The following is a 24,337-nucleotide window of genomic DNA, read 5'->3' as shown; positions in this document are numbered from 1 at the left end:
TGTCAGGCGGTTCTACTCTTCAAGGTCCGAAAACGCAACCTCGCCCTTCCGAAGTGCGACGAGCGTTTCCGCCAGCCCGTCTACAGGCAGGCGCTTCTGGTCGGTTGAGTCGCGCTCGCGAACCGTCACCGCCGTCTCCTCGTCTTCGATTGTCTCGTAATCGACGGTCACGCAAAACGGCGTGCCGACCTCATCCTGTCGGCGGTACCGTCGGCCGATATTCCCCGAGTCGTCGTAGGTGACCGACAGCCCGGCTTCGCGCAGATCCGAGGCGATATCGTCCGCCTGGGTCTCGAGTTCGTCGTCGTTTTGAAGCGGGAACACGCCCGCGAACGTCGGCGCGACTTCGGGCTCGAGCTCGAGGTAGGTGCGCTCCTCGCCCGCGACTTCGTCCTCCCGGTAGGCGTGGTGGAGGACGGTGTAGACGACCCGATCGACGCCGAAGGAGGGTTCGATGACGTTCGGAACGACGTGCTCGCCGGCTTCGGTCTGCTCCTCGACGGCGAAACCGGTCTTCTCGACGGGGATCTCGTGGCTCTCGCCCCCGAGTTCGATCTCGACCGATTCGTCGTCAAATGCGGACCGATCGCGTCCCGCGAGGGCCTCGAGTTTCTCGACGACGGCCTGTGCGTCGCCGCCGAACTCCGGCCCGAGGTAGCTCATATCGGGGTCGACGGTGGCGCGCTCGACGGTTTTGGGCTCGTCGTACTGCTTGAAGACCGTAAAGCGGTCGCCGGAGTGTTCGGCGTGTTTCGAGAGGTCGTAGTCGCCCCGATGGGCGAAGCCGGCGATCTCGATCCAGTTCCCATCGATCTCGCTCTCGGCGTCCCAGCAGTCGCTCGCGTAGTGAGCGCGCTCGCCCGAGAGGTGCTGGCGGAACCGGAACCGGTCCATGTCGACGCCGATGGAATCGTACCACCCCTGAGCGATGCCAAGGAAATACGCGACCCATGGGTCGGTGATGACGCCCTCCGCGACGGCGTCGCCGATGGTCGTCTCGATCTCGTCGCCGTCTTCTGCGTTCTGTTCGGTGACGGGGTACAGCCGCACATCCACGTCTTCGACCGCAGAGAGGTCCGGTTCGTCCTCTTCGGGGTCGATGAAGTACTCGAGTTCGGCCTGGGTAAACTCTCGAGTCCGGATAATGGATCTGCGCGGGCTGATCTCGTTGCGGTAGGCCCGGCCGATCTGGGTGACGCCGAACGGAAGCGTGTTTCGGGCGTACTCTTTGAGCCGCGGGAACTCGACGAAGATGCCCTGTGCGGTTTCGGGCCGCAGGTAGCCCGGCTGGGAGTCGCCGGGGCCGATGTTCGTCGCGAACATGAGGTTGAACGCTTCGACGGCCTCGCCCGCGAGTCCGGCACCGCAGGAGGGACAGACGAGTTCGTACTCGGCGATGACCTCCTCGACCTCCGGAATGGGGAGGCTCTCGGCGTCCTCGAAGTCCGTGTTGTCCTCGACGATGTGGTCCGCGCGGTGACTTTCGCCACACTCCGAGCACTCGACGAGCATGTCGTCGAAGCCGTCGAGGTGGCCCGAGGCTTCGAAGACGGGTTCGGGCATGATCGTCGGCGCGTCGATCTCCATGTTGCCCTCCTCGAGGGCAAAGCGGTCGCGCCAGGCGTCCTCGACGTTGCTCTTCAACGATGCGCCCTGCGGGCCGAACGTGTAGAAGCCGCCGACGCCGCCGTAGGCTCCCGATGACTGGAAGAAGTAGCCCCGACGCTTGGCGAGTTCGACGAGCTGTTCGCTCGTCCGCTCGGCGTCGCCGTTCTGTTCTTGTTCTTGGGTTGTGCTCTCGTTACTCATACAGTGCCTCCAGTAGGTCGACGTCACAGACGATACCCGCGAGCTGTTCGCCGGTTACCATCGGAATCTGCTCGACGTCGTTGCTGATCATCTCCTGTGCGGCCTCCTGTACCGACCGCTTGGCCGTCACAGTGACGACGTCGCCGGTCATGAAGTCCTCGACCGGGCCGTTCGGAATCTCGATGTCTCGAGTCGGTAGGTAGCGGCTCCCGACGCCTTTGATTCCCTCCCAGGAGTAGTCGGCGTCCTGATCCGGGAAGTTGTTTCCCGTCTCCTCTTCGCCTTCGACGATGCGAGCCACGTCAATGATGTCGACTTCGGTGAGGACGCCGCTCATACTCCCCTCCTCATCGAGTGCAACCGTGTACGGAACGTTCGCGTAGTACAACTCGCGCTCTGCGACAGCCAGGGGAGCTCCCTCGTAGGTCGTGTTCACGTTCTCGCTCGCATAGGAGCCGACGACATCGTCGGTCTCCTGATCGCCCGTCGCGATGGCGTGGATAACGTCGGTTACCGTGACGATTCCCTCGAACTCCCCGTCGACCACTGGCACTCGCCGCGCGCCAGTTTCGACTATCTCGCGCGCAACATCCTCGAGCGACGTCTCCGCGGTCGTCGTCGGCACGTCGTCCATCAGCATGACGAGCTGGTCTTCGTCCGGCTGTTCGATCAGGGCGTCTCGAGAGACGAGCCCGCGGTATTCGGTCTCCTCGTCGGTGGATTTGACGACGGGGACCGACGAGAACGACTGTTCTTGCAAGTACTCGAGCACGTCGGTTCTGGTTCCCGGCAGTTCGACGGTCACGACCTCCTCGCGCGGCGTCATCGCGTCGGCTACGTTCATGTCCCGCTTGTACGGCTAAAATGAGTATAAACCCAGTGTTTCACTGGTCGGATCTGACGGGAGTCCTCCTCATCTGTTCGGGGTCGTTACGATCTCCCCATCGAACCAATTACGACGACAGTCATTTCCATTGGACAGTCAATTTCGATGCGTTTATACGTGTGTGGGTGAGAACTTCTCCCATGCCCAACAGTCACGCACACTCGGTTGGGTCCGACGACACCGTCGTTGGCTCCATCGATTCGGGAGGATCGAGCAGCGAGTACGTCATCGCGGACATTTCAGCCGACGGTGCGTGGCTTTCGATGCAGGCCGACGACGCGCCGGAGCTTCCGGCGTGGCGCTAACGCGTCGTGTGATTGATATCGTTTTTCGAAGTTAAGCCGAAACCGAAACCGGTGCCCGTCTCCAACACCTCGAGTCGAACATGCCAACTGCGTCGAACGGAGACGTCTCGCTTCACTACGAGGTCGACGGCGACGGCTATCGGGACAGTCCCGCCGGTAGTTCCGATACCGTCGTGTTCGTCCCCGAAGCCGGCCTCGGCGGCTGGTCGTGGGGCTGGCAACACGCGGCTCTCGCCGGCCCGTTCGAGACCATCGTCTGGGATCTTCGCGGAACGGGGCGATCGGACTCCCCGTCTGGACCCTACGACCTCGAGACGCTCGCGGCGGACCTCGAGGCCGTTATCGCTGACTCCGAAACCCGATCGGCCCACGTCGTCGGTGCCGGACTCGGCGGTGCCGTCGCGCTCGCGGCCGCACGAACGACGAACCGAGTAGAGACGCTCACGTTGCTCGGAACCGCACCGACGGAATCTGCGTTCGACCTCGAGCCCCTGTTCGCCCCACCAGAGGACCGTGAGGCGATCCGCTCGTCGCTCGAGACCGTCCTCTCGGCCGATTTTCGCGAACGCCAGCCCGAGGTTCTCGAGGGAATTGTCGACTGGCGAGCCGACGGCGACGCCTCCCGAACGGGATGGGAGGCCCAACTCGGAGCACTCTCCGGATTCGATGCGACTGATTGGCTGGTCGAGGTCACCCAGCCCGCGCTCGTCGTCCACGGATCCGAAGACGAACTCGTCGATCCCGAGGGCGGCGAGCGACTCGCTCGAGGGCTCCCGCGGGGCGAGTTCGAAGCGGTCGATGACGCGGGCCACCTCGCGTTTATCGAACGCTCTCGGACCGTGAATGATTGGCTCCTGGGCTTTCTTGAGTCACAGGAAGACGAGCGCTGATTCCGATAGCCACCGTTTTGGACTCGGGGCAGGCTCCCACCAGCCAAATTTTTGTATTACTCACCTGAACGGTTTGCCGAATGCAGTTTATCGATCTCACCGTCGTTCCTGACCCGTCGATTCAGTCCGATTTGAGTCGTCGGCTGGCCGCCAGTGATGCGATCATCAGGGAAGAACTGCTCATGTGGCGAATGAGTCGCCAACTGATTCTCAATCAGCTGTGTTTCGTTCACGGGGATCCAGACGTCTACGCCGATGCGCTGGCGGACGCTCCCGAAATATGCAAACACGAGATCAGACCGGTCAGTGACGGCAGGTTCTACGTCTACACGCAGGAGGAAGATGCCCACGAGCGGACCTCGTGGTGGTCGGTGTTTCTGGGCCACGATTTTATCCACGTTCCGCCGGTCGTCGTCGAAGATGGAACGGTTACGGTCACGATTCTGGGGGACTTTCAGGAGCTACGTGAGGTGGTGAGCGACCTCTCCGAAGCGGTGTCGATCGAAATCGAGTCAGTCGGCGATTACCACGGTCGTGATCGACGGATCACCGATCGATTAACCGCGAGACAGTATCGCGCCTTACGGACCGCCGAAAACGTCGGATACTACGAAGTCCCTCGAGAGGGATCGCTCGCCGAAATCGCAACGGAATTGAATTGTTCCGAGAGCACCGCCTCGGATCTGCTCCGGCGGGCGGAACGCGAGATCGTTCACGCGCTCGTCCCGTCGCAGAATCGGTAGATGCTACCGCCGTCTCCTCGCATTCCTCTCGTCAGTTTTCTCGCTTAGACGATAAATAGCGTCACGATCACGTACGCGTATACGTTGTTTAACAGGTGCAGTAACCACGCCCCGGCGAGATTGTCGAACCGAATCCGGAGTATCGTCGGGAAGATCGCCCACGCAGCGATCGCGAAGACTCCCGCGATGCCGAGTCCGAAGACGTGGTATCCGGCAAAGACGGCGATCGACCCGATGCCGGCGGCGATCGGAGACCACCCACGGTCGCCGAGTGAACTGATCAACGCCCCTCTGAAGAGGAGTTCCTCGGCGACCGGTGCCACGACCACCGCCCCCAACACAACCCCGGCGAACGTCAGCGGGTCGGTCAAGTCGTACGCGTAGAACGGCTCCATTTCGAACCCGAGAAGCCCCGCGACCCACTCGCCGCCGAGAAACGCGCCTAGCCCGAGCGGAAAGAACACGACCGTCCAGCCGAGTTCGGCTCGAGTCGGTCGCCGTAGCGGAAATGCCGCCCGCCGTTCCGCCTCGTCGAACCGCCACCACAGCAGGGCCACCGCCAGCGCGAGCGCGATGGCGCTCGAGCCGTACACGACTCCGGCGGGCGCCTCGCCGCCCGGCTCTCCGGTCACGAGGAAGTATCCGGAGATGGTCACAGCTATTACTACAATCGCGAGCGTCGCGACGCCGAGCGTGAGCCAGAGCCGATCGGCCACCGGCGCCGCTGTCGTCTCGGTTTCGTCCGTCCCGGATATCCAACCTCCGTCCATAATTACACGAACCGATACCATTCGAACCGTGATGGACGCTCGTACTGCACAGTTCGATTCGTTAAGTCCCCCCGCGTGTACGGTCGTCTCCAGTGCATACTGTCCCGAACTCATCGCTTTGGAATCTCGCCTCCGACGGCCGCTTCTGCCGAACCTCGGGACAGTTCCGTTCTGACATCCAGTTTCGTCGTGACGCAGATCACGGCAACGCCCGTGACGGGCGCAAGGCATTTTTCCAACGAGCCGTCTACAACTGGTAATGAGTCAACTCCGTATCGCCGTCCTCAACGCCGCACACGAGGACGCGAACACGACACGAAACTTTCGACGCGAACTCGACGCCTCCCTGGTCGAGTTCGACGTCAACAGCGGCGAGGTTCCCGACACAGTCGAGTTCGACGGCGCGGTCGTTACCGGCTCGCGGTCGTCGGTGTACTGGGACGAAGAGTGGATCCTGTCAGTCAACGAGTGGGTAAGCGAGGCGATCGACGAAGGCGTCCCGTTTCTCGGCATCTGTTGGGGCCACCAGCTCCTCGCGGACGTACTGGGCGGCACCGTCGCCGACATGGGTGCCTACGAGGTCGGCTACAGCGAGATCGAACACACCGGCTCCTCGAGGCTCTTCGACGGCATCGACGGCAAGTTCACCGCCTTCACGAGTCACTCCGACGAAGTCACCGAGCTTCCGCCGGGTGCAGAGCCCCTCGCCGAAAACGAGTACTCGAACCACGGTTTCAACAAAGGCCGCGTCTTCGGCGTTCAGTTCCATCCAGAGTACGATACGAAAACCGCGCGCGAACTCGTCCACCGAAAGGAACTCTCCGACGAACGCCGCGAATCCGTCCTCACGGAGATCACCGACGAGAACTACCAGCAAGCTTGTCAGGCGAAACTTGTCTTCGAGAATTTCCTCGAGTACGTTCGCGACGTTCGTCTCGAGGAAACGCGTGGAACGACGTCTCGAGACGCCTCGGCCTGAGTACGAACACGGCCCGATTTCGGACGCGTAGACGGTTGCATTGCTTTCTCACGCTGTCGGAATCGCCACGCTCGAACTCTTCGAAGACGACCCTGACTCGTAGCCGGCTCCGTTTCGTCTCTGAGCCCAATTCGTAGCCGACCCGACTCGAACCGACCCGATCAGTCGGCCGCGACCTCGAGACTCGCCCGCTCTTCTTTCCCAATCGCTTCGACGATCAGTTCGGCGATGTCGACGACCTCGATGTCGTCTTCGAAGCCGCCCGTTTTGCGCCCGTCTTCGTACATCGTCATGCACATCGGACAGGCGACGACGAACTTCTCGACGCCGCTTCCGGCGTCGGTGTCCTCGAGCGCCTCGCGAATGCGCTCCTCGCTCGGTTTGGGTTCTTCTTCGAAGTCCATCCAGAGGCCGCCGCCCCCGCCGCCACAACAGAACGAGTTGGCGCGGTTGCGCGGCATCTCGTCGAGCTCACAGCCCGTCGCTTTGATGAGTTCTCGAGGCGCTTCGTACTCGTCGTTGTACCGCCCGAGGTGACACGGATCGTGGTAGGTGACCGTGTAATCGAGTTCGGTTCCGGATAGCTCGAGGTTGCCGTCGTTGACCAACTCTTCGACGGCCTGGGTCCAGTGGAGCACGTCGATCTCGCCGTCGTCGTTCCAGAACTCGTCGTACTCGAAGGGCATGATCGGGTCGTCGGCGAACTCCTCGAAGTCGACCTCCGGATACTCGTTCTCGAACGTGTTGTAAGAGTGTGGATCAGTACAGACGATTTTGTCGAACTCGCACGCTTCGAAGGACTCGACGTGGTGGCCGGCGAGTTCGATGTAGAGGAACTCCTCGCCGACGCGGCGGATGTCGTTGCCGTCGTACTTTTCGTCCTCGAAGAGGATGCCGAAGCTCACGTCGGCCTCCTTGAGGATCGTCGCGAGCGAGCGCGCGACCTGCTTGTTGCGCTCGTCGTAGCTGGGGAAGTCCCCGACGTACCAGAGGTAGTCGACTTCCTCCTCGCGAGCGTCGGTCACGTCGAACTCGAGTTCGTCGGCCCAGTCGCCCCGGTTTCGGGGACTGTTGCCGAAGGTGTTGCCGTCCTGCATAACGTTCTGGAAGACGTCCTGCATTGAGGAGGCGATGTCGCCCTGATCGGTCATCTGACGGTTGAGCTTCGTAAAGGAGTTCAGGTGCTCGATCTCGACCGGGCAGGCGTCCATGCAGGCCATACAGGCCATGCACGATTCCATCGTCTCGGTGTTGATCACTGAGGTGCCTCCGTCGGCGACGATCGGTTTCTCCTCGCCGCCGGCGTCGAGTTCCTCACGATAGGATTTCAGGTCGAGGATGACGTTTCGCGGGTCGAGCGGGCGGTCCGAAGCTTTCGCGGGACAGACCGACGAACAGCGGCCGCACTTGGTACAGGCGTCCTGGTCGAGAATGTCCTTCCAGGTGAAGTCGTCAATATCCTCGGCGTTGGTCGCGTCGAGGTCCGAGGGCACACCGGGAAGTCGTGCGCCCGCCTTTTCGTCGCGGGTGACGACGTTCGCGAACGAGGAGATCATGTGGAACGGCTTGGCGTAGGGGATCCACGCGATGAAAAAGAGCGCCAGCAAGGAGTGAGACCACCACGAGAGCCAGTGGAGGGTTTCGGCGTTCGCGCCGAACGCGCCCATCGCGACGTACTCCTGAGCGACGTCCGCGCCGCCGACCGTCGGCACGCCGATCGCGCCGAACAGCATGGCGAGGCCGTAGCCGACGAAGCTGACGATCTCGTGCTCGGGCATCCCGGTGATATAGATACGGAATCCCTCGAGGAGGAAGCCGCCGACGCCGAGGCCGAACAGCGTCCAGATGAAGATGTCGTCCTCACTCGAGGTGTGGCGATCCCAGAGGCGGTGATTTCGGACCCAGTACCGGCGATACATCGCCATGGCGATACCGACGACGAACAGCAGTCCCATCGCGTCGACCATGAACTGGTAGGCCAGGTAGAAATCGCCCTCCCAGAAGAGGATGCCAAACAGCATGTCGGTCGCGTAGGCTTCGAAGCCGATGATGAGCGTCGCGATGAGGAGGGTCAGGAAACCCCACATGATAAAGGAGTGCATCAGCCCGCCGTAGAGGTCTCGGTTGAACTGCTTCTCGTTTGAGAGCACGATTTTGGCTGCGCTGACGATTCGGTTCGGCAGGTCGTCGAGTCGAGCGAACGGATCTTCGTCCCCGCGGGTGTAGCGCGCGAATCGGCGGTACACTCCGTAGGCGAAGACGAAGAGCGTGACCGCGACGAGGAAGTAAAACAGGAGTATCTCGACGCCGTGAAGCCCCAGATACATGTCCCTCGACGCGCCCGCCTGTGCGACAATGTTCATGTTCTATCACGTGCGGGGATTCGACTTAACTCTTATCACCGCGTTCGGTACCCCTACCCGACGCCGTCTGCGTAAAATGTTATTTTTGTTTTGAGTTTAGATATGTGGGTTGTTTTCCGTTCCGTCGTGACGATATCTGGCAACAGGCTTATATAGCGTCCTATCTCCAGTGTCCACTCATGAACGAAAAAACCGAGGAACTTCGCGATCTCTTTACGAGCGTTACCGACGGTGAGGAGACCGTCACTGAGTCTCAGACGGCGAGTCGGGGCTCGCTCGAGAAAGACGAGCGAACGATCGACGAGCGCGTCGAGAACGTCGTCACCCAGATGCGCGAGCGATACGAGTTCGATACCCCGCTCACGGACGAGGAGTTGATCGACGTGGCCAAGGAGTTCTACGAGGGAACGAGTGACGAAGAGATCGCTTCGGAGCTTGATGCCACGGAAGAGAGCATCTTCGAAGCGAGGGCCTCGCTTCATCTGGTGGACGACGTCGACGCGGACGAGGTCGACCTCGTTGCGATCCGAGAACGTGATGAGGACCCAGCCACGATCGCTTCGGAGTACGACGCCAGCGAGGAACAGATCCGACGATACCGTCGAATCGCGTCGGCTCGAGACGAATCCCGGGCAGCCAACGATCGGTACCGGGACGAGTTCGATAGCGTTCTGGCGGATTCGGATCTGACGGATCGAATGGCCAGCGACGTTCGAGAGGACGGCCTCGAGGACGCAACCGAGGGAATGGAAACCGACGTCTCGCTCTAGGACCTGCTACCCTTTTTATCGGATCGGGCGGCCAACGCGGCCGTGTCCCGCGTCGCTTTCAGCGATCTCCGATCGGCCGCTTACTGTCCGCGCAAATGCTATTACGACCGTCGCCGCGACGAACGCGACCCGCCCGCGACCGTCGAACACATCCGGTCGCTCGCCTTTCGGTACGAAGCCCTGCTCGAGGCCGACGCGAACGCCCTCGCGGGCGAGCCGATCAAAACCGATCCAGACTCCTTCCGACGTGCGCTCGAGCACACCCGGTCCAAACTCGAGCGGGCGGACCGGTGGGACCCTATCTGTAACCCCGCTGCCGAATCCGTCCTTGCCACTGGACGCGACGTGCGCGGAATCGTTCACAAGGTTCTGTCCGACCCGCTCGAGCCTGCGCTCGTCTCAACGGGAAAGCCGCCGGAAACCGGCGTCTGGGAATCCCAGTCGGTCCACGCCGTCGCGGCCGCGAAGGCGCTCGCCTGGGAGCACGAAACGCCGGTCGAGGGCGTCTGGCTCGAGTACCCCTCATACGGCGTCGTTCGACGGCTCGAGATGACGACTCGCCGGAAGGCCCGGTACCGTCGGGTGCTTCGGACGGTTCGCGAACTCGATGGGCCCCCCGCGCGCATTCAAAACGATTCGAAGTGCGAAGCATGCGAGTACGCGGGCGAGTGTGGCGTTAGAACGCGAACGCTCCGGTCGTTGCTCGGGCTGGGTTGAGAGTCTCGTACGGCCGTCCGGGTCCGAAACGCTCGGCCGGCTCACCGCTCGTCGAGCCACTGCTCGATCTCGCTGGCCATCGCGCCGCGGCGGTGGATCTCGCCCGTCGAGACGTTTACGACGGTGCTTTCGGTGCCCGCGGTTTCGCCGCCGTCGAGCACTACGGCCGCCCGGTCGCGGATCTCCGGGTCGAGATCCGCGACTCGCCTGGCGCTCGAGCGGCCGCTGACGTTCGCACTCGTGGACGTGATCGGCGTCTCGGCCTTCTCACAGAGCGCCAGCGCGAGTCGGTGATCCGGAACGCGAACGCCGACGCGATCAGCACCGGCAGTGAGTTCGTCCGGGACGCTCTCTCGCCGCCGACAGAGGACGGTGACGGGGCCGGGAAGGAACGTCGCCATGAACTCCCGTTCGCGGGTGGTCGCCCGAACGTGCTCGAGCGCCGCGGGAACCGACGGCACCGCAAGGGAGACGGGGTTCGATCGATTCCGCTCTTTCGCGTCGTAAACGCGTTCGACCGCCGCGGCGTCGAGCGCGTCGGCGGCGAGGCCGTAGACGGTTTCGGTCGGGTAGACGACGAGCTCGCCGCTCCGAATCGCCGTCGCGGCTCGCTCGAGAGATGACGATGACACGGTTTCGATTCGAACTCCGCTCGTCGCGGCCAAAAACGTACCGCGTTGCGGTTGGACCGTTCGGTGCGTGGAACGTCTCGGTGCGTATGTCCTCACGGTTTGACACGGAAACCATTAAATTCCAGAAATATTCGAACTACGTGGGGGATATCCATTTGTCAATGGGACAATATTGATGAGGCATGATATCACTCGAACCGATTTTCCGGCTCAACCGGGAACGGATAGAACCTGCGCTTGCACTCCTCGTGATCTTTCTGGTGGGGTTTTGGGCTGTATGGACGCAGATCCCGCTCGACACTGGCTGGACGCCGCCCGTCGATCTGTTCGTACTCCCAGTACTTCTCATTCCAGGGGTTCTGGCACTCTTCGTTTTACTCGGTTCGCTGGCGTACGGCGTCCGACTCGTCTCCGCGCTCGCGATGTCGGGTGAGCTTCCCCAATCAATGGCTCTCGTCGCGTTAGGAATCGCTAGTTCGGTTCTGTACGGTGTCGTCAGCGCGTATACGCTCTGGTGGGCAACGGCGAGCGTTTACGTGATCTATTTCGGCGACTCGGGCGGCGTGTTGCTTCATCCGTTCGTCGTCATGGGGTTAGGGATCGTTCTCAGCGTCCTCGTTTTGCTTCGGGTCGTGTACCGTCGCCTGTTTGTTCGTAAACGAGGACTCGTTGGGGCAAACGCATCTTCCTGAGCGCGCATCGACGTTTGGTCGACCGATAGTCGCCCACGGAGTCGTCTCCGAAAGTCACCTCAGACGAGATCCAGCCGTTCCTCGAGGTCGTCATACTCGGGGAACTCGGGCCACTCGGTGGCGACCCAGCTGGCCTCGACGACGCCATTCGAATCGATCGCGAAGAACGCGGTTCGGGGCTCCGAAACGCCAGCCATTCCGTCGAGGTCGTGGGCAATGCCGTACCGTTCCGCGACGCCGTTTGCCGGATCCGCGAACAGCTCGAACGGATAGTCGTTGTCCGCGATCACGCTCGAGTGTGCGTAGGGCGTCGAGGCGCTGACGCCGACGACGCGCGTGTCGCCCTCGTTCCAGCCGCGCTCCGTGAGTTCGTCCCAGACGTACTTCGCGGCGTAGGAGGCGATCATCGGCGTGAAGACGAGAATCACTCGCCCCTCGTCGGTTAGTTCCGACAGCGAGCGGTCCTCCCAGAACTCGTCGTTGACGAGCGGGCGAGTGAAATCGGGTGCCTCGTCGCCGGCTTCGGGATGATCCGTCGGACCGAGTTCGACGACGTCGAAGTCCGGCATTCAGTCGTCACCCCCTGCGGCCGCGCCTTGTGCTTTTCCGTGCTCACCGTAGGTCCGCTCGAGGTACTCGACGATGTTCCCGCTTTCGGCCATCGTGACGCCCGTTTCCTCGTCGACGATAACGGGGACCGACCGGACGCCGGCGACGCGTTTGACGACGTCCCGCTCGGAGTGCATCGGTTCGACGTACCGCGAGGCGTACTCGAGGTCGTACTCCTCGAGGAGGGCAACCACGCGCTCGCAGTAGGGACAGGCCTGCAGTCGGTACAGGGTGATCGGTGATTCACTCGGTGCGCTCATGTGTCTCCGTTGGTGAAACGGGCGGGTAAACGTATCGTCGCCGGAAATCCCTCACAAAAGGATAAAGGGTTAGTCGGCAGGGTGATAATTTCTCGATAATCAATGGCGTTGTCTTCGTTCCTCGACATCTTGCTTGCCACATACGAAGTTCCAGTTGCTGGACTCGAGTTCGACCGGTCGACAGTAACGATTCTCGGGGCGCTCGCGGTCGTCGTCCTCATCGCATTATCGGGCTTTTTCTCATCCTCGGAGATCGCGATGTTCTCGCTCCCGAAACACCGCGTCGAGGGGATGGTCGAAGAAGGGGTCCCGGGCGCAGAGCTGGTGAAGTCGTTGAAGGAGGATCCACACCGCCTGCTCGTGACGATCCTCGTCGGCAACAACATCGTCAACATCGCGATGTCCTCGATCGCGACTGCGCTGCTTGGCTTCTATTTCGGCGGATTGGCTGCTGTCTTGCTGGCGACGTTTGGCATTACTGCGATCGTCTTGCTGTTCGGCGAGAGCGTTCCCAAGTCCTACGCCGTCGAGAACACCGAAACCTGGTCGGTTCGGATCTCGAAACCGCTCAAGGCAACCGAGTACCTCCTCTACCCGCTCATCGTCCTGTTCGATTATCTCACCCGTCAGGTCAACCGTATTACCGGATCTACAGGGGCGATTGAGTCCCCCTACGTGACTCGCGACGAAATCCAGGAGATGATCGAGTCCGGCGAGCGCGAGGGCGTCTTGGAGGAGGAAGAACACGAGATGCTCACGCGGATCTTCCGATTCAACAACACGATCGTCAAGGAAGTGATGACCCCTCGACTCGATATGACGGCGGTTCCAAAGGACGCCGACATCGACGAGGCGATCGAAACCTGCATCCAAAGCGGTCACGCTCGAGTGCCGGTCTACGAAAATAGCCTCGACAACGTGTTGGGTATCGTCCACATTCGTGACCTCGTTCGCGACCTCAACTACGGCGAAACCAAGGCCAACGACCTGGAGATCGACGACCTCATCCAGCCGACGCTTCACGTGCCCGAGTCGAAAAACGTCGACGAGTTGCTCACTGAGATGCGCGAAAACCGAATGCACATGGCGATCGTCATCGACGAGTTCGGAACCACGGAGGGGCTGGTGACGATGGAAGACATGATCGAGGAGATCATCGGCGAGATCCTCGAGGGCGGCGAAGATCTCCCCGTCGAAGAGATCGACGAACGGACCGTCCTCGTCCGCGGCGAGGTCAACATCGAGGACGTTAACGAGGCCCTCGAGATCGAACTCCCCGAAGGCGAGGAGTTCGAGACCATCGCCGGTTTCATCTTCAATCGAGCGGGCCGACTCGTCGAGGAAGGCGAGGAACTCACCTACGAAGGCGTCCGGATCACCGTCGAAGATGTCGAAAACACCCGGATCATGAAGGCTCGACTCCGGAAACTCGAGGAACTGGACGAAGACGGGGAGACGCAAGCGGCTGAAGAAGAGACGGAGGAGTAGGCGGGGCACAAGCGGCTGAAGAAGAGACGGAGGAGCAGACGAGGCGGACGACATTCCGAGGAGCGCTCATAGGGTTGGTTGTCCCTGTGTACCGGTTTGTCGCCAGAGCGGGGCGGCGAATGGCCGGAAATAACTGACAACCGACCCTATCAGTTGTCGGCGTTGACTAACTCCTGTACTTCTCGTGCGACCGCCGGCGGAACGACGATCCGCCGCGGTCCCTGCACGTACTGACCGTCCGGTTGCGCGTACTCGAGGCTCAAGATCGCCGCGTCTCCGAGTCTGCGGATCGAGGTGTCCTCGATCAGTTCGAGTTCGATCGCCTGATCGGGGTCGTGGAGGTAGATCACTCGCTCTTCGTGATCGAGCGTGCCGACCGACCGGAGAAACGACGAGAGTGCAATTGCGACGAGTGCGAGCGGAATCGTCAGTGCCGCGAGCAACGTAAACGGACCGGCACCGAGTTCCAGCAATTCGTTCTGCGAGACGTACCGACCGGTCACCATCAGGGCCGCAATCGCGCCGGCCATCACGAGCATTCCGAGCGCCGCATCGAGTGCTCGCTCGAGGCTCGTTCCGGTCGGTGCACTGACCGGGAGCCGTTCGCTCACTCGCGCGACTCGCTGTTCGGTATTACTACCGAACGCGAACGCGAGGATTGTAACGACGAGTGCGGCGAGGCCGGCGACGATGATCGATTGGCCGCCGGTCTGGCCGGTCATATCGAACAGTCGCCAGAAGACGATGATGAGCGCCGCGGCGAAGAACGTCCCGACGCCGAGTGACCACAGGATACGAACGGTTCGCGACGTTGCGGCGTCCCGCCGCCACTGAATCGGTTCGGAATCGTCTACTGCCATACTGGAATTCACGGCCGTTCGTGTAAATGCCGTTCGGTATCGCGCTCGCCGTCTTCCTCTCATAGGGTCGTTCGTACCTATTTTCAGCCAGCCTTAGCGGAGAACGAGTTTTGCCGAGTGAAACCGACGACTGAGTATCTATGCTGGGAGAGAATTACGAACGACCCTATCAGAGCAACAGGATATCGATAACCCAGTAGCCGAAGAACGCGATGAGGATCGAGCCGACGAGCGAAAGAACCCACGCGAGGACCGTGTACCCCATTTTCCTCCCGCTCACTCCTCCTCCCGCCGTCGATGCGGCGTAGCCGCTTCCGATGATCGCACTCACGATGATCTCGTTGAACGAGACGGGAATGCCGTACAGCACGGCGACCTGTGCGATCGCGAACGACGGGATCAACGCGGCGATCGAGCGTCGCGGCCCCAGCGAAGAGTAGTCTTGTGAGATGGCTTTGATCATCCGGGGGGCTCCCGTCCACGAACCGATCAGGAGTCCGACGCCGCCCCCGAGCAATAATGCGATCAGGGGTAACTCGAGGTCGCCGGAGATCGGTACCAGCGGTCCGATCGCGAGACCGACCTGACTGCCGCCCGCCGAGAAGGCGACGAGCCCGCCGAGAACGAGCAGGAAGTGTCTCTCGCCGCGTTCGGTCCCTTTGTTGAGGTCGGCTCCGATGGCGATCCCCCAGAGTATCGCGATCCCCAGAGTCACGCTGGCGACAGAAAGGATCGGCGACAGCGGGAGCCAGCCGCCGATCGTCTGTGCGATCGATTCTCCACCGTCTGGTGGACCGAGCACGGCGAACTCGATGTTTGCGACCACTGCGCCGACGAGTGCGGCGAGCCCGATAATCAACCGCTCTTCGCCGATCGGTTCGTCTCGTAAAACCCGTGCGATCGTGTACGCGATTCCGCCGCCGACAAAGGGCGTGAGTATCCACATCGCGGCGATCTCCGTGTACTTCGCCCACGCGGGGTCACCACCCATCGCTAACCCGACGCCGATCACGGCCCCGGTGGAGGTGAACGCCGTCGCTATCGGATAGCCGGCGAAGACCCCGATCGCGACGAGCGTCGCCGCGATGGTGAGCGCCACTGCAGCGGCGATCGGCGACAACGTTACGCCGCCGATCAGTTCGGTCCCGACGGCTTCGGAGACGTTCGCACCCTGTAACACCGCACCCGCAAATCCGAGGATACCGACGAAAAACCCGGCTCGCATGACTGAAATCGCGTTCGCACCGACGGCTGGTGCGAACGGCGTCGATCCACTTGAGCCGGCACCGATCGACCAGGCCATAAAAAGCGCCGCGAGTGCGGCTATGAGAAACGTCGCGATCGTCGCGATATCGACCATCTATACGGGGTTACCAGCGGGCCCTACAAGTGTGTGCCGGCCTACTTGCGAGAGCGATCCCCTCGAACGGTGTCTCCGGTACCGACCCCCCTCCGAACCGGTCAGTTCGTCGTCGACTTCGAGTTGTCCTCGGGTTCCGGCGGCGGCTCGGCACCTTCGATCGCTTCGGCGGCCTCCGTATCCTTCTCGGTGACGACGTGCCAGCGATCGACCTCGTCCTCGTAGGACGCGAGCGATTCCGAAATATCGTCTTTGAGCACGTCGTCGTTGACGTTGACCTCAAAGACGAACGACTCGCCGTTGTCGTTTCCACGGGCGGACTGTTGGATGTTCGCGCTGACGAGTTCGTTGTCGAAGTAGTAGGGTGCGAGTTGGGTCATCACGTTCTGGTAGACCGTGTCCTCGACGCGGCGAAGCGCTTTTCGACTCGCAGAATCCGCCGCCCGCGCGACGTAATCGATGGATTCCTTCCAGTTGTCGACGGCGGCTTCGGCGTCGTCTTCTTCTAACTGCTCGTAGGACTCCGAGAGTTTCTCGCCAGCGGTTTTGATGTCCTCGTCGGGATCTTTACCGGCCTTTTCGCCTTTTCCTTCTTCGACGCTCGCTTGATCAGCGGTTTTCTCGCTGACGTCTCGCTCGAGCGTTTCGTGGGCTTTCGGCCGCCACTCCTCCCACTCTTCGAAGGCTCGAGCGAAGCGCGCGCCGTAGTCGTGATCGGGGTCGTGGACACCGGCGTCTCTGAGCGCGCGTGTGACTCGCTCCCCGTGCTCGACGACGGTCGACCAATCACCGCGGACTTTGAAACCCGAGATGCTCTCTTCCATTCGGTTAAGGGAGTCGTATGGCGCGAAGCGGTATAAACTTCTCCGCTGGGGGGAAATCTGCGGGTTCGCTCGTCGTCACCCGCTCGAACCGGATCGATACCATGAACTATCCGGCGAGTGGCTGTACTACTATGCCGATAGACAAGCGGGACAACGCCTACGTCGTCACTCACGCACTGGCGAAAGATACGCTTTCACGCCTTCGAGACGTCGAAACCGAACAGGTCGGCTTTCGGAAAGGGCTGGTCAAACTGGGCCGTATCTGCGGTTACGAGATCATCGACGGCCGGATGGAAACCGAGTACGCCGAGATCGAAACGCCCCTCGAGCCGACGATGGGCGAGCGCGTCAAGGGACTCGACAACGTCGTCATCATCAACGTGTTGCGCGCGGCGACTCCGTTCGTCGAAGGCTTGCTGAAAGCCTTCCCTCGCGCGCGACAGGGCGTCATCAGCGCGAGCAGAGACGAAGAAGCCGGCCGGGGCGAGGACGGCTCGTTCCCGATCACGATCGACTACGTGAAACTGCCGGAGATCCACGAGGAAGATACCGTCATCGTCGCCGACCCGATGCTCGCGACGGGGAGTACGATGTGTGCCGTCCTGGACCACGTCGTCGAGAACTCCGTCGATCCGGAGCATCTCATCGTTCTCTCTGCGGTTTCTGCACCCGACGGGCTCTTGCGCGTCGACGAGGAGTTCGAGCAGGTCGATCTGCTCACCGTCTCGATCGACGATCGTTTGGACGACGACGGCTTCATCGTCCCCGGACTGGGCGACGCGGGTGACCGCGCGTTCCGAACGACCTGAGCGCTACTTTGCGGTTTCTCCAGTGACTTCTTGGGCTGTGTCTCGAGTCGCCCTTGCTCTACCAGTTCTCCTCGCCGCAGGTGTCGATTCCGAACACGGCGTTTATCGGACACCGCTGGATGATCGCGGTCGCGAGGATATCGCTTCCGGCGATAAACGCGAGCGTGCCGATCGTCGTTTCTCGATTCCGGTACCCGTAGATCAGCAGTGTGAATCCACCGCCGAACCGAAGCAGCCGATCGATCCCGCCGACGTTTCGGTCCATAGCTGAGTTTTGGACCCGAGACTCCTAACGGTATTCCCGTCAGCTGTCGGCACGTCACTCCCTGCTTTGTGCCTCAGGCACACACCCCCGTTTCGACTCGAGAGCGCGAACCTATCCCCGCCGTTTGAACCCTCTCGTTTCACCTCGAACCCTCGAGCCCGCTGGCGGTTCCCTAGTCAATAGTTGCAGTCGAATTGGACCTAGTCCGTTTCGCTCTCGTTCTTGCCTTCGTCTCCCGTCTCCTCGCTCTCGCCTCCACTCAATCCCTCGCCCGGATCGCACTCGAGCGCAGGCGGCGAGTCGTGATAGTTCGAGTAGCCGTCGAACCAGCGAACGATGCGCTCGAGGCGGTCGACGACGTGGGCAGGCTCGCCGCTTCGGGAGAGTTCGTGGCCCTCTCGAGGGTAGCGAACGAGACGGGTATCGACGCCGTATTTTTGCAGTCCGAGGTAGAACAGTTCGGCGGTGTTGGCGGGCGTTCGATAGTCCCGGTCGGAGTGAATCAGGAGCGTCGGGGTCTCGACACCCTCGACGTGTGCGGCGGGCGATTGCGCCCGGAGCAATTCGGGGTCCTCCCATGGGGTCGTTCCGAAGTCGCCTTCGACGAGTTTGAACGCGTCCGTCGAGCCGTAAAATCCCGTCAGATCGTAAACGCCGCGTTGCGAGACGGCGGCCCGGAATCGATCCGTCTGGGTCACGGACCAGGCGGTCATGAAGCCGCCGAAGCTTCCGCCGGTGACGTGGGTGTCGTTCTCGTCGACGTACTCGCGTTCACAGACTTCGTCGACGCCGGCGAGAATATCGGTCAGCGTCACGTCGCCCCAGTCGCGTTCGATCGCCGCCGCGTGTTCTTGCCCGTAGCCGGTCGACCCTCGAGGGTTACACCAGAAGACGACGTAGCCGCTGGCGGCAAGCGCCTGAAACTCGTACCACATCGTCCCCGAGGTGGTCCACTGGACGTGCGGGCCGCCGTGGATTTCGACGGCGAGCGGGTAGGTTTCGTCCTCGTCGAACTCGGGCGGGGTGAGCACCCACCCCTGGATCGTCCCCGCGTCGCTGTCGATCCACAATTCTTCGGGCTGAGAGACGGCGCGGTCGGTGAGATACTCGTCGTTGGCACGAGTCAGCCGCGTGGTCTCGTTGCCACCTCGAGTCGTCACGAAGACGTCTCCGGGGTGGTCCCACTCGCTCTGGACGAACGCGATGGCGTCCGGGCCGACAGAAAAGTCTTCAACGGTAACGCCCTCGCCGTAGACCGGCTCTGGCGGCTTGCTCGCGTCTCCGGGTGCCGAATAGCAGACGACGGACCCCTCGTCAGGGACGGTAAAGTACAGCAACTCACCGTCGGGCCCCCACTCAACGTGGCCGTCGTGAGCGAGATCTCGATCGAGCGATTCCGTCGGCGCCGTCTCTGTTCCCGTCTCCCGATCGTGGACCCGAATTTGAGTCTGGGCCAGCGTGAGTCGTTCTTCGGGGGTGGAGGGGTAGGCGATCCGTCCATCTTCGGTCGCCCACAGCGAGTCGATCCAGCCGGTCGTCTCCGTGAACGCCGCCGATTTGCCCGACTCGAGGTCGCACTCGAGCAGTTTGAAGGTGACCGAATCATCTGGCGCTCGGTCGTCCTCAGTCACCTTTCTCGCGTAGTAGATCGTCCCGCTGTCTCCCCACGTCGGCCCGACGAAATCGTCGTCCCCGTCGGTGATTCGTTCGACTGGCTCCGAGTCGGTGCCGTCGTCCTCACCTCGGCCTGGGCCACCGGCCTGGTTCTCGTTTGCAGTGCCCGCTCCGTCCTCGAGCGCCGCGGCGACATCGAGTACGTACACGTGCGCCCGCTTGCCGTCGAGGTACTGCGTTCCGGCGCGATAGATCATCCGGTCGATCACGCGCGGATCGGGCGACTCAGGTTCGTAGTCGGGTTCGACCTCGAGATCGCGACCTTCCTCGCGGTCTTCGTCCGTGACCTGCTGGGCGAACAGGATTTTCGTCCCGTCTGGACTCCACTCGATATCGGAGACGCCGCCGCAGACGTTCGTCACCTGCCTCGCCTCGCCGCCAGCCGTCGGAAGGATCCACAACTGCGGCCGATCGTCGTCCGCGCCTCGAGTGCTGACGAACGCGAGGTATTCGCCGTCGGGGCTCCATCGGGGCTGGCTATCGACGCCTTCGGCGACGGTGAACTGCTGTGGGTCGTCTCCGCCCAGCGGAACGACGTGGATCGTCGCCTCGTAGCTCTCCTCGTCAGTTGGAACCTTTTCGACGTAGGCGACGCGCTCGCTGTCGGGCGAAATTTGGGGACTCTCGACCTGCGTGAGAGCATAGTAATCGTCGGGGGAGATCGTCTTCATGATACGTGTCACCTCGCCGCGAGAATTAGCAGTTTCGATTCGAAATAGTCTCCTGCTCACGAACGGGCCGAGTCAGAATACGCGACGGACGACGACATCACTTTACGCAGATGCGTTGGATATCGTTCCATTGTCGCCGGAATCTGGAAATTGAATCGAGAAATCGATCGTCTCGGCCCCGTTACGAAGGATCGGTTTCTTCCGTTGTCCCGTTGTCTCGAACTCAACCACACCTAACGATTCGAGTTCTTTCAGGTTTCGATGCACTTCGCGATAATCTCGATCGACGACAGTCGCTGTTTGTCGAATACTTTGGGGCCCTCGGAGACGATGGCCTCGATGAGCTCGAGATTCGACGTGCGCATAAGGCGGTCGACATCGTCGAACTCTTCGAAGTTCAGGATGTATCGCACGTCTTGCTCGATTGCATCACCGCTTTCACCGGCTTCGGCGCGTCGGAGTCGCTCTCGAGCCGCGTCCTGGTGGTCGTTGCGCTGTTTAAACGTGATTTTGAGCGTATTTTTTGTCATGGTAGGGTTTCGATTTCCTCGGTAAATCGGTCTCGCAATTCCATCATTCCCGGAAATTCGATTTCGGTTACGTCCTCGGGCTAATCGAGATCGACCCGCCCGCTCGTCGCGCTCCGCAGTCGATCTTTGAACGCCTCGCTCTCCGCAATTGGAACCCGAACGCCGAAGCTCACGTCGGTCGCGTAGCTCGCGTCGAACTCGTAGCCCTCGCTCTCTATAATTCCTCTAACGGTTCCGGAATCGTCGTACTCGACGGTGATCACAACCCGTTCGTGGGGGCGTTCCTCGATGACACCCGCCTCTTCGACGGCGTCTTTGACGGCCTTCGAGTAGGCGCGGACGAGGCCGCCGACCCCGAGGTTCGTTCCGCCGTAGTACCGCGTTACGACGACCGCGCAGTTCTCGAGTTCCTCCTGTGTGAGGACGTTCAACGCAGGCTTGCCGGCCGATCCCGACGGTTCGCCGTCGTCGCTCGAGTACTCCCGCAAAAAGTTGCCCTCGGCGTCCGCTCGCACGCGGTATGCCGGGACGTTGTGGGTCGCGTCGTCGTATTCCCGTTCGACCGTTTCGACGAACTCCTCCGCCGCGTCGACGGACTCGGCGGGACAGGCGTGTCCGAGGAACTCCGATCCCTGGTCGACGAACTCGGCGGTGGCGGGCTCGGCAAGGGTGCGGTACGTTCCGGTCACTGTCTTCTCTCCTTGCTTCTCACTGCAGTTCGATCTTGCGGACGAACGTAATCTCCCGTAAGTCCGTAAACAGCTCTCCCGGCAGATCTTCGTCGGTGACCAGGTACAGGCGCGGATCATCGGTAAACTCGGGATCCTCGCTGATCGTCTGGCGAATCGAGATGTCGTGATCGGCCAGCAGTCCGGTGATCGTCGCGACGATTCCTTTCTTATCGGCGTCGTCGACCTCGATCGACAGGACGGTCAGATCGAGCACCGGCGCGAGATCCATCAGGCTCGGCACCTGCGAGATGTTCTGGAAGATCCGTCTCAGTTCGGGATCCTCGAGGATCGCGTCGGTCGTCGAGTCGACGACGCGTCGGTCGACGTCGATTTCGCGGGCGATACCCGTGTTCGGAATCTCGATCCCACCGGAGACGACGCGGCCTTCGTCGTTGACCGAGAACCCCCGCTCGAGCAGCAGGCGGATAACCGCCTGCTGGCTCGGCGATCCCTCGAACTTCTCCATGATCTCGTCGAACATTCGTTCTCGTATATTCGCGGGCCGTGGTATAATGTCCGGTGGTCGCTCGTCGCTGTTAAAACGCCACGAGACGCGAACGGCTCACCTCGCGTCTGACGGACGTTTTTGAGGGCGTAGTCGAAACGAGTTCTCATGCGCGCACTCAGCCACTGTGACTTCTGCGGAACCGACGCCGCGGGGACCTTCGAACTGCTACCACCCGAACTCGAACCGACCGAAGCCGAACAGCGCCGCGTCGTCCTCTGTCGTACGTGTGGCGATCGACTTGAGGACCTGCTCGAACCCTTGCTCGCTCGCGCCGGCGTCGAGTCGTCCGAGGAACCGACTTCCGGGAGCGATTCCGATGCGGTGACCGCCGCCGACGATGTGACCGCCGCCGACGATGTGACCGACGCCGACGATGTGACCGCCGCCGACGATGTGACCGCCGCCGACGATGTGACCGACGCTGACGATTCATCTCCCTGTGGCGATGCGAGCGGCGTGGAACCGACAGCAGAGGATCCGGACCGAACTGGCCGGCCATCCGTAATCGACGTGAGCGAAGCCAAAGCGGACGCCGTTGTGGACGACTCGGACCGTGAGGGTTCCGGAGCTGACGACCGGGACCTCGGAATCACGCTCGAGCGAAGCCCCGATTCCGAATCCGAGGACACCGAAGACGTATCCACAGAGTCCTCGAGTACAGACGAATCTTCAACTACTGATGCCCCCTCGAGTACCGACGAACAGAGAGACTCCTCCGATACTGGGGAAGACAGCAGCTCCTCGAACTCCAGTAATTCGAACGCGAACTCGAAGGCGAGCCCGCCACAGGGCTACGGCAAGGTCATCCGTCTGCTCCGAAACCGCGAGTTCCCGATGGACCGAAGCGCCGTCGAAACGCTCGCCGCAGGGGCCTACGATCTCGAGACGCGCGAAGTCGAGGAAATCATCGAGCACGCGCTTGAGGACGGCGAGTTCGCCGAAAATGGCGACCAACTCGTTCGTTCGTGAACCGGTAGTCTCCGCTCTTTCCTCGGTCTGTACCGGTTTTGCTGGCCGCCCGTTGACACCGAAACGCTCAATTGACGAACGTATCATGATCGCCGTATGGTCTCCCGGTCGCTCCTCGGAATCGGTCTCGCCCTCGTTATCGGCTTCTGTTGGCTTCGATTGTACGGCTGGTACACCGCTCGAGACGATGTCGATCCTGAGCGTGCGAGCGCGGGGACGTATCGACAGCTCATCGCCGTCGGTTTTCTGACGCTCGCCGGAACCGTCTTCGTCGGTGATTTTCCCGCACGGACCGAGGCGGTTCTCGAGTCGATCGACCCGGCGCTGGGTGGTGGCATTGCAATGGTGCTGGCCTGGATTCCAGCGCTCGGCACCGTTTTCGCGGTGGTAATCGTGTCCTCCCTCGGTGTCTTCCCCTATGCTCGCCAGCGAGCCGAGACCGACCTTTCCGCCGCTCGCGCGACGTGGCGACTGACCAGGTTTTTGCTCGGTCTCTTCGCGATCGCCGTCGTCGTGATCGCGACCGCGGGTCTCGTCTTCGAGACGCCGCTCTGGATCGCCGGCCCGGCTACCGGCATCCTGTTCGTCGCCATGTTTTATCTCTGGGGGCAGTTTTCGACCCGTCTCGTCAACGAGGTCACCGAACCGACGGACGGACAGCGCCAACGGCTCGAGGACGCGCTCCAGGCAACCGACCTCGAGGCGTCCATCGGCGGCGTTCTCCCCGGAGCGGAGAATCGAATCGCAGCCGTCTATCTCCAGGGCCCGTTCTGGAACCGGCGGCTGTACGTTACCGATCATGCCCTCGAGACGTGTTCGGACGCGGAACTCGAGGCTCGGTGCACTCGCGAAGCGGGTTCTCACAAGCTGCGTATCCGAGAGTTACGAGCGATCACTGCGGGTATTTTGCTCGCATCGACCATCGTCGGACTCTCCGTTTTTGGCCTTCTCGGAGCGCTGGGAGTACTGGGTTGTTGGCTCGCGTTCAGTTGGTGGCTCCGCCGTCGCACGCTCGCTGCAGATTGTGGGGCTTCCAGGCGAACAGACACGGAACCGCTCCTCGAGACGTACGAGCGCTCCCGAAATACGCCGTCCGAAGATCGAGGTCGGATTCGTCCTCTCTTCTCGCTCACGCCGCCGGTCGGGCGGCATCTCGAGGCGGTAAAAACGGATTAACATCGTCACCGCGCCGTGATTATACTGCGGCCGAACGACTGCGCTCC

The 24,337-nt window shown here is 61.7% G+C and carries 25 protein-coding genes and 1 pseudogene; 11 read left to right on the top strand and 15 right to left on the bottom strand.

What is annotated here, in order from left to right; translation table 11 throughout:
* Window positions 1–12: 12 nt before the first annotated feature.
* Entirely contained in the window at window positions 13–1,809 is a 1,797-nt protein-coding gene (gene glyS / locus ACYQ14_RS09750) for a glycine--tRNA ligase (protein ID WP_459887511.1), read from the bottom strand.
* Complete coding sequence (locus tag ACYQ14_RS09745; RefSeq protein ID WP_459887508.1) at window positions 1,802–2,653, bottom strand: CBS domain-containing protein; 852 nt, start codon at window positions 2,651–2,653, stop codon at window positions 1,802–1,804. The genes glyS and ACYQ14_RS09745 overlap by 8 nt, the downstream gene beginning before the upstream one ends.
* Window positions 2,654–2,835: 182 nt before the next feature.
* Here ACYQ14_RS09745 and ACYQ14_RS09740 point away from each other — a divergent pair, with 182 nt between their 5' ends.
* From ACYQ14_RS09740 to ACYQ14_RS09730, 3 genes are all read left to right on the top strand, one after another.
* A complete protein-coding gene (locus ACYQ14_RS09740) occupies window positions 2,836–3,000 on the top strand; it encodes a DUF7556 family protein (protein WP_283836655.1) in 165 nt (54 codons plus the stop codon).
* Window positions 3,001–3,080: 80 nt separating this feature from the next.
* Window positions 3,081–3,890: an alpha/beta fold hydrolase gene (locus tag ACYQ14_RS09735; protein ID WP_459887506.1), complete on the top strand. Its 810-nt coding sequence runs from the start codon at window positions 3,081–3,083 to the stop codon at window positions 3,888–3,890.
* A gap of 80 nt (window positions 3,891–3,970) precedes the next feature.
* Entirely contained in the window at window positions 3,971–4,633 is a 663-nt protein-coding gene (locus ACYQ14_RS09730) for a helix-turn-helix domain-containing protein (protein WP_459887503.1), read from the top strand.
* 44 nt (window positions 4,634–4,677) lie between these two features.
* Here ACYQ14_RS09730 and ACYQ14_RS09725 read toward each other — a convergent pair whose 3' ends face one another.
* Window positions 4,678–5,403 carry a CPBP family intramembrane glutamic endopeptidase gene (locus tag ACYQ14_RS09725; protein ID WP_459887501.1) on the bottom strand — a complete coding sequence of 242 codons (726 nt, stop codon included), beginning with the start codon at window positions 5,401–5,403 and terminating at the stop codon, window positions 4,678–4,680.
* A 259-nt stretch (window positions 5,404–5,662) separates the two neighbouring features.
* On the opposite strand from ACYQ14_RS09725, the gene ACYQ14_RS09720 reads away from it, so the two are divergent.
* Complete coding sequence (locus tag ACYQ14_RS09720) at window positions 5,663–6,382, top strand: type 1 glutamine amidotransferase (protein WP_459887498.1); 720 nt, start codon at window positions 5,663–5,665, stop codon at window positions 6,380–6,382.
* A 161-nt stretch (window positions 6,383–6,543) separates the two neighbouring features.
* Here ACYQ14_RS09720 and ACYQ14_RS09715 read toward each other — a convergent pair whose 3' ends face one another.
* On the bottom strand, window positions 6,544–8,745 hold the full coding sequence (locus ACYQ14_RS09715; protein ID WP_459887495.1) for a heterodisulfide reductase-related iron-sulfur binding cluster: 2,202 nt from the start codon (window positions 8,743–8,745) through the stop codon (window positions 6,544–6,546).
* Window positions 8,746–8,924: 179 nt separating this feature from the next.
* Here ACYQ14_RS09715 and ACYQ14_RS09710 point away from each other — a divergent pair, with 179 nt between their 5' ends.
* Window positions 8,925–9,515 carry a conditioned medium-induced protein 4 gene (locus ACYQ14_RS09710; protein WP_459887492.1) on the top strand — a complete coding sequence of 197 codons (591 nt, stop codon included), beginning with the start codon at window positions 8,925–8,927 and terminating at the stop codon, window positions 9,513–9,515.
* A 42-nt stretch (window positions 9,516–9,557) separates the two neighbouring features.
* Window positions 9,558–10,232 carry a CRISPR-associated protein Cas4 gene (locus ACYQ14_RS09705; RefSeq protein WP_459887490.1) on the top strand — a complete coding sequence of 225 codons (675 nt, stop codon included), beginning with the start codon at window positions 9,558–9,560 and terminating at the stop codon, window positions 10,230–10,232.
* 41 nt (window positions 10,233–10,273) lie between these two features.
* Here the strand turns inward: ACYQ14_RS09705 and ACYQ14_RS09700 are convergent, their stop codons facing one another.
* Window positions 10,274–10,864: an L-threonylcarbamoyladenylate synthase gene (locus ACYQ14_RS09700; RefSeq protein WP_459887487.1), complete on the bottom strand. Its 591-nt coding sequence runs from the start codon at window positions 10,862–10,864 to the stop codon at window positions 10,274–10,276.
* A gap of 182 nt (window positions 10,865–11,046) precedes the next feature.
* On the opposite strand from ACYQ14_RS09700, the gene ACYQ14_RS09695 reads away from it, so the two are divergent.
* On the top strand, window positions 11,047–11,556 hold the full coding sequence (locus ACYQ14_RS09695) for a hypothetical protein (protein ID WP_459887484.1): 510 nt from the start codon (window positions 11,047–11,049) through the stop codon (window positions 11,554–11,556).
* A gap of 59 nt (window positions 11,557–11,615) precedes the next feature.
* Here ACYQ14_RS09695 and ACYQ14_RS09690 read toward each other — a convergent pair whose 3' ends face one another.
* Both ACYQ14_RS09690 and ACYQ14_RS09685 read right to left on the bottom strand, forming a co-directional pair.
* Window positions 11,616–12,125, bottom strand: a complete 510-nt coding sequence (locus ACYQ14_RS09690; RefSeq protein WP_459887482.1) for a redoxin domain-containing protein — start codon at window positions 12,123–12,125, stop codon at window positions 11,616–11,618.
* Window positions 12,126–12,425, bottom strand: a complete 300-nt coding sequence (locus ACYQ14_RS09685) for a glutaredoxin family protein (protein ID WP_283836666.1) — start codon at window positions 12,423–12,425, stop codon at window positions 12,126–12,128.
* A gap of 102 nt (window positions 12,426–12,527) precedes the next feature.
* Between ACYQ14_RS09685 and ACYQ14_RS09680 the strand changes: the two genes are divergently transcribed.
* Entirely contained in the window at window positions 12,528–13,913 is a 1,386-nt protein-coding gene (locus ACYQ14_RS09680) for a hemolysin family protein (protein WP_459887479.1), read from the top strand.
* Window positions 13,914–14,062: 149 nt separating this feature from the next.
* Here ACYQ14_RS09680 and ACYQ14_RS09675 read toward each other — a convergent pair whose 3' ends face one another.
* The 3 genes from ACYQ14_RS09675 to ACYQ14_RS09665 form a co-directional block, all read right to left on the bottom strand.
* Window positions 14,063–14,773, bottom strand: coding sequence for a hypothetical protein (locus tag ACYQ14_RS09675; RefSeq protein ID WP_459887477.1), 711 nt, complete (start codon window positions 14,771–14,773; stop codon window positions 14,063–14,065).
* 169 nt (window positions 14,774–14,942) lie between these two features.
* Window positions 14,943–16,133, bottom strand: coding sequence for an inorganic phosphate transporter (locus ACYQ14_RS09670; protein ID WP_459887474.1), 1,191 nt, complete (start codon window positions 16,131–16,133; stop codon window positions 14,943–14,945).
* Window positions 16,134–16,234: 101 nt separating this feature from the next.
* Window positions 16,235–16,957, bottom strand: coding sequence for a DUF5828 family protein (locus tag ACYQ14_RS09665; RefSeq protein ID WP_459887472.1), 723 nt, complete (start codon window positions 16,955–16,957; stop codon window positions 16,235–16,237).
* Between the two features lie 131 nt (window positions 16,958–17,088).
* Here ACYQ14_RS09665 and upp point away from each other — a divergent pair, with 131 nt between their 5' ends.
* A complete protein-coding gene (gene upp / locus ACYQ14_RS09660) occupies window positions 17,089–17,766 on the top strand; it encodes a uracil phosphoribosyltransferase (protein ID WP_283836671.1) in 678 nt (225 codons plus the stop codon).
* Window positions 17,767–17,824: 58 nt separating this feature from the next.
* On the opposite strand, the gene ACYQ14_RS09655 is transcribed toward upp, so the two are convergent.
* From ACYQ14_RS09655 to trpY, 5 genes and pseudogenes are all read right to left on the bottom strand, one after another.
* Window positions 17,825–18,031, bottom strand: a complete 207-nt coding sequence (locus ACYQ14_RS09655; RefSeq protein WP_459887470.1) for a YgaP family membrane protein — start codon at window positions 18,029–18,031, stop codon at window positions 17,825–17,827.
* A 200-nt stretch (window positions 18,032–18,231) separates the two neighbouring features.
* Window positions 18,232–20,376, bottom strand: coding sequence for a S9 family peptidase (locus ACYQ14_RS09650; RefSeq protein WP_459887468.1), 2,145 nt, complete (start codon window positions 20,374–20,376; stop codon window positions 18,232–18,234).
* 102 nt (window positions 20,377–20,478) lie between these two features.
* Window positions 20,479–20,906: pseudogene (locus ACYQ14_RS09645) on the bottom strand (HVO_A0114 family putative DNA-binding protein).
* An 80-nt stretch (window positions 20,907–20,986) separates the two neighbouring features.
* Window positions 20,987–21,595 carry an IMPACT family protein gene (locus ACYQ14_RS09640; protein ID WP_459887466.1) on the bottom strand — a complete coding sequence of 203 codons (609 nt, stop codon included), beginning with the start codon at window positions 21,593–21,595 and terminating at the stop codon, window positions 20,987–20,989.
* A 19-nt stretch (window positions 21,596–21,614) separates the two neighbouring features.
* A complete protein-coding gene (trpY, locus tag ACYQ14_RS09635) occupies window positions 21,615–22,118 on the bottom strand; it encodes a TrpY family transcription regulator (protein ID WP_283836675.1) in 504 nt (167 codons plus the stop codon).
* Between the two features lie 132 nt (window positions 22,119–22,250).
* Between trpY and ACYQ14_RS09630 the strand changes: the two genes are divergently transcribed.
* The gene (locus ACYQ14_RS09630) at window positions 22,251–23,114 is read left to right on the top strand and encodes a hypothetical protein (RefSeq protein ID WP_459887464.1); all 864 of its coding nucleotides are present in this window, start codon (window positions 22,251–22,253) and stop codon (window positions 23,112–23,114) included.
* A 96-nt stretch (window positions 23,115–23,210) separates the two neighbouring features.
* The gene (locus ACYQ14_RS09625; RefSeq protein WP_459887462.1) at window positions 23,211–24,290 is read left to right on the top strand and encodes a M48 family metalloprotease; all 1,080 of its coding nucleotides are present in this window, start codon (window positions 23,211–23,213) and stop codon (window positions 24,288–24,290) included.
* Window positions 24,291–24,337 lie beyond the last annotated feature (47 nt).

It is taken from the genome of Halostagnicola bangensis, assembly GCF_054653435.1.
Note: the sequence above shows the minus strand (reverse complement) of the source record. Positions and strands in the feature narration are given on the sequence as shown.

Bases quoted from the DNA above. Each gene is read 5' to 3' on its own strand.
- glyS (WP_459887511.1), bottom strand. From the start codon at position 1,809: ATGAGTAACGAGAGCACAACCCAAGAACAAGAACAGAACGGCGACGCC.
- ACYQ14_RS09725 (WP_459887501.1), bottom strand. From the start codon at position 5,403: ATGGACGGAGGTTGGATATCCGGGACGGACGAAACCGAGACGACAGCG.
- ACYQ14_RS09630 (WP_459887464.1), top strand. From the start codon at position 22,251: ATGCGCGCACTCAGCCACTGTGACTTCTGCGGAACCGACGCCGCGGGG.
- ACYQ14_RS09740 (WP_283836655.1), top strand. From the start codon at position 2,836: ATGCCCAACAGTCACGCACACTCGGTTGGGTCCGACGACACCGTCGTT.
- ACYQ14_RS09655 (WP_459887470.1), bottom strand. From the start codon at position 18,031: ATGGACCGAAACGTCGGCGGGATCGATCGGCTGCTTCGGTTCGGCGGT.
- ACYQ14_RS09690 (WP_459887482.1), bottom strand. From the start codon at position 12,125: ATGCCGGACTTCGACGTCGTCGAACTCGGTCCGACGGATCATCCCGAA.
- ACYQ14_RS09665 (WP_459887472.1), bottom strand. From the start codon at position 16,957: ATGGAAGAGAGCATCTCGGGTTTCAAAGTCCGCGGTGATTGGTCGACC.
- ACYQ14_RS09735 (WP_459887506.1), top strand. From the start codon at position 3,081: ATGCCAACTGCGTCGAACGGAGACGTCTCGCTTCACTACGAGGTCGAC.
- ACYQ14_RS09625 (WP_459887462.1), top strand. From the start codon at position 23,211: ATGGTCTCCCGGTCGCTCCTCGGAATCGGTCTCGCCCTCGTTATCGGC.
- trpY (WP_283836675.1), bottom strand. From the start codon at position 22,118: ATGTTCGACGAGATCATGGAGAAGTTCGAGGGATCGCCGAGCCAGCAG.
- ACYQ14_RS09730 (WP_459887503.1), top strand. From the start codon at position 3,971: ATGCAGTTTATCGATCTCACCGTCGTTCCTGACCCGTCGATTCAGTCC.
- ACYQ14_RS09685 (WP_283836666.1), bottom strand. From the start codon at position 12,425: ATGAGCGCACCGAGTGAATCACCGATCACCCTGTACCGACTGCAGGCC.
- ACYQ14_RS09720 (WP_459887498.1), top strand. From the start codon at position 5,663: ATGAGTCAACTCCGTATCGCCGTCCTCAACGCCGCACACGAGGACGCG.
- ACYQ14_RS09670 (WP_459887474.1), bottom strand. From the start codon at position 16,133: ATGGTCGATATCGCGACGATCGCGACGTTTCTCATAGCCGCACTCGCG.
- ACYQ14_RS09675 (WP_459887477.1), bottom strand. From the start codon at position 14,773: ATGGCAGTAGACGATTCCGAACCGATTCAGTGGCGGCGGGACGCCGCA.
- ACYQ14_RS09680 (WP_459887479.1), top strand. From the start codon at position 12,528: ATGGCGTTGTCTTCGTTCCTCGACATCTTGCTTGCCACATACGAAGTT.
- ACYQ14_RS09650 (WP_459887468.1), bottom strand. From the start codon at position 20,376: ATGAAGACGATCTCCCCCGACGATTACTATGCTCTCACGCAGGTCGAG.
- ACYQ14_RS09715 (WP_459887495.1), bottom strand. From the start codon at position 8,745: ATGAACATTGTCGCACAGGCGGGCGCGTCGAGGGACATGTATCTGGGG.
- upp (WP_283836671.1), top strand. From the start codon at position 17,089: ATGCCGATAGACAAGCGGGACAACGCCTACGTCGTCACTCACGCACTG.
- ACYQ14_RS09745 (WP_459887508.1), bottom strand. From the start codon at position 2,653: ATGAACGTAGCCGACGCGATGACGCCGCGCGAGGAGGTCGTGACCGTC.
- ACYQ14_RS09695 (WP_459887484.1), top strand. From the start codon at position 11,047: ATGATATCACTCGAACCGATTTTCCGGCTCAACCGGGAACGGATAGAA.
- ACYQ14_RS09710 (WP_459887492.1), top strand. From the start codon at position 8,925: ATGAACGAAAAAACCGAGGAACTTCGCGATCTCTTTACGAGCGTTACC.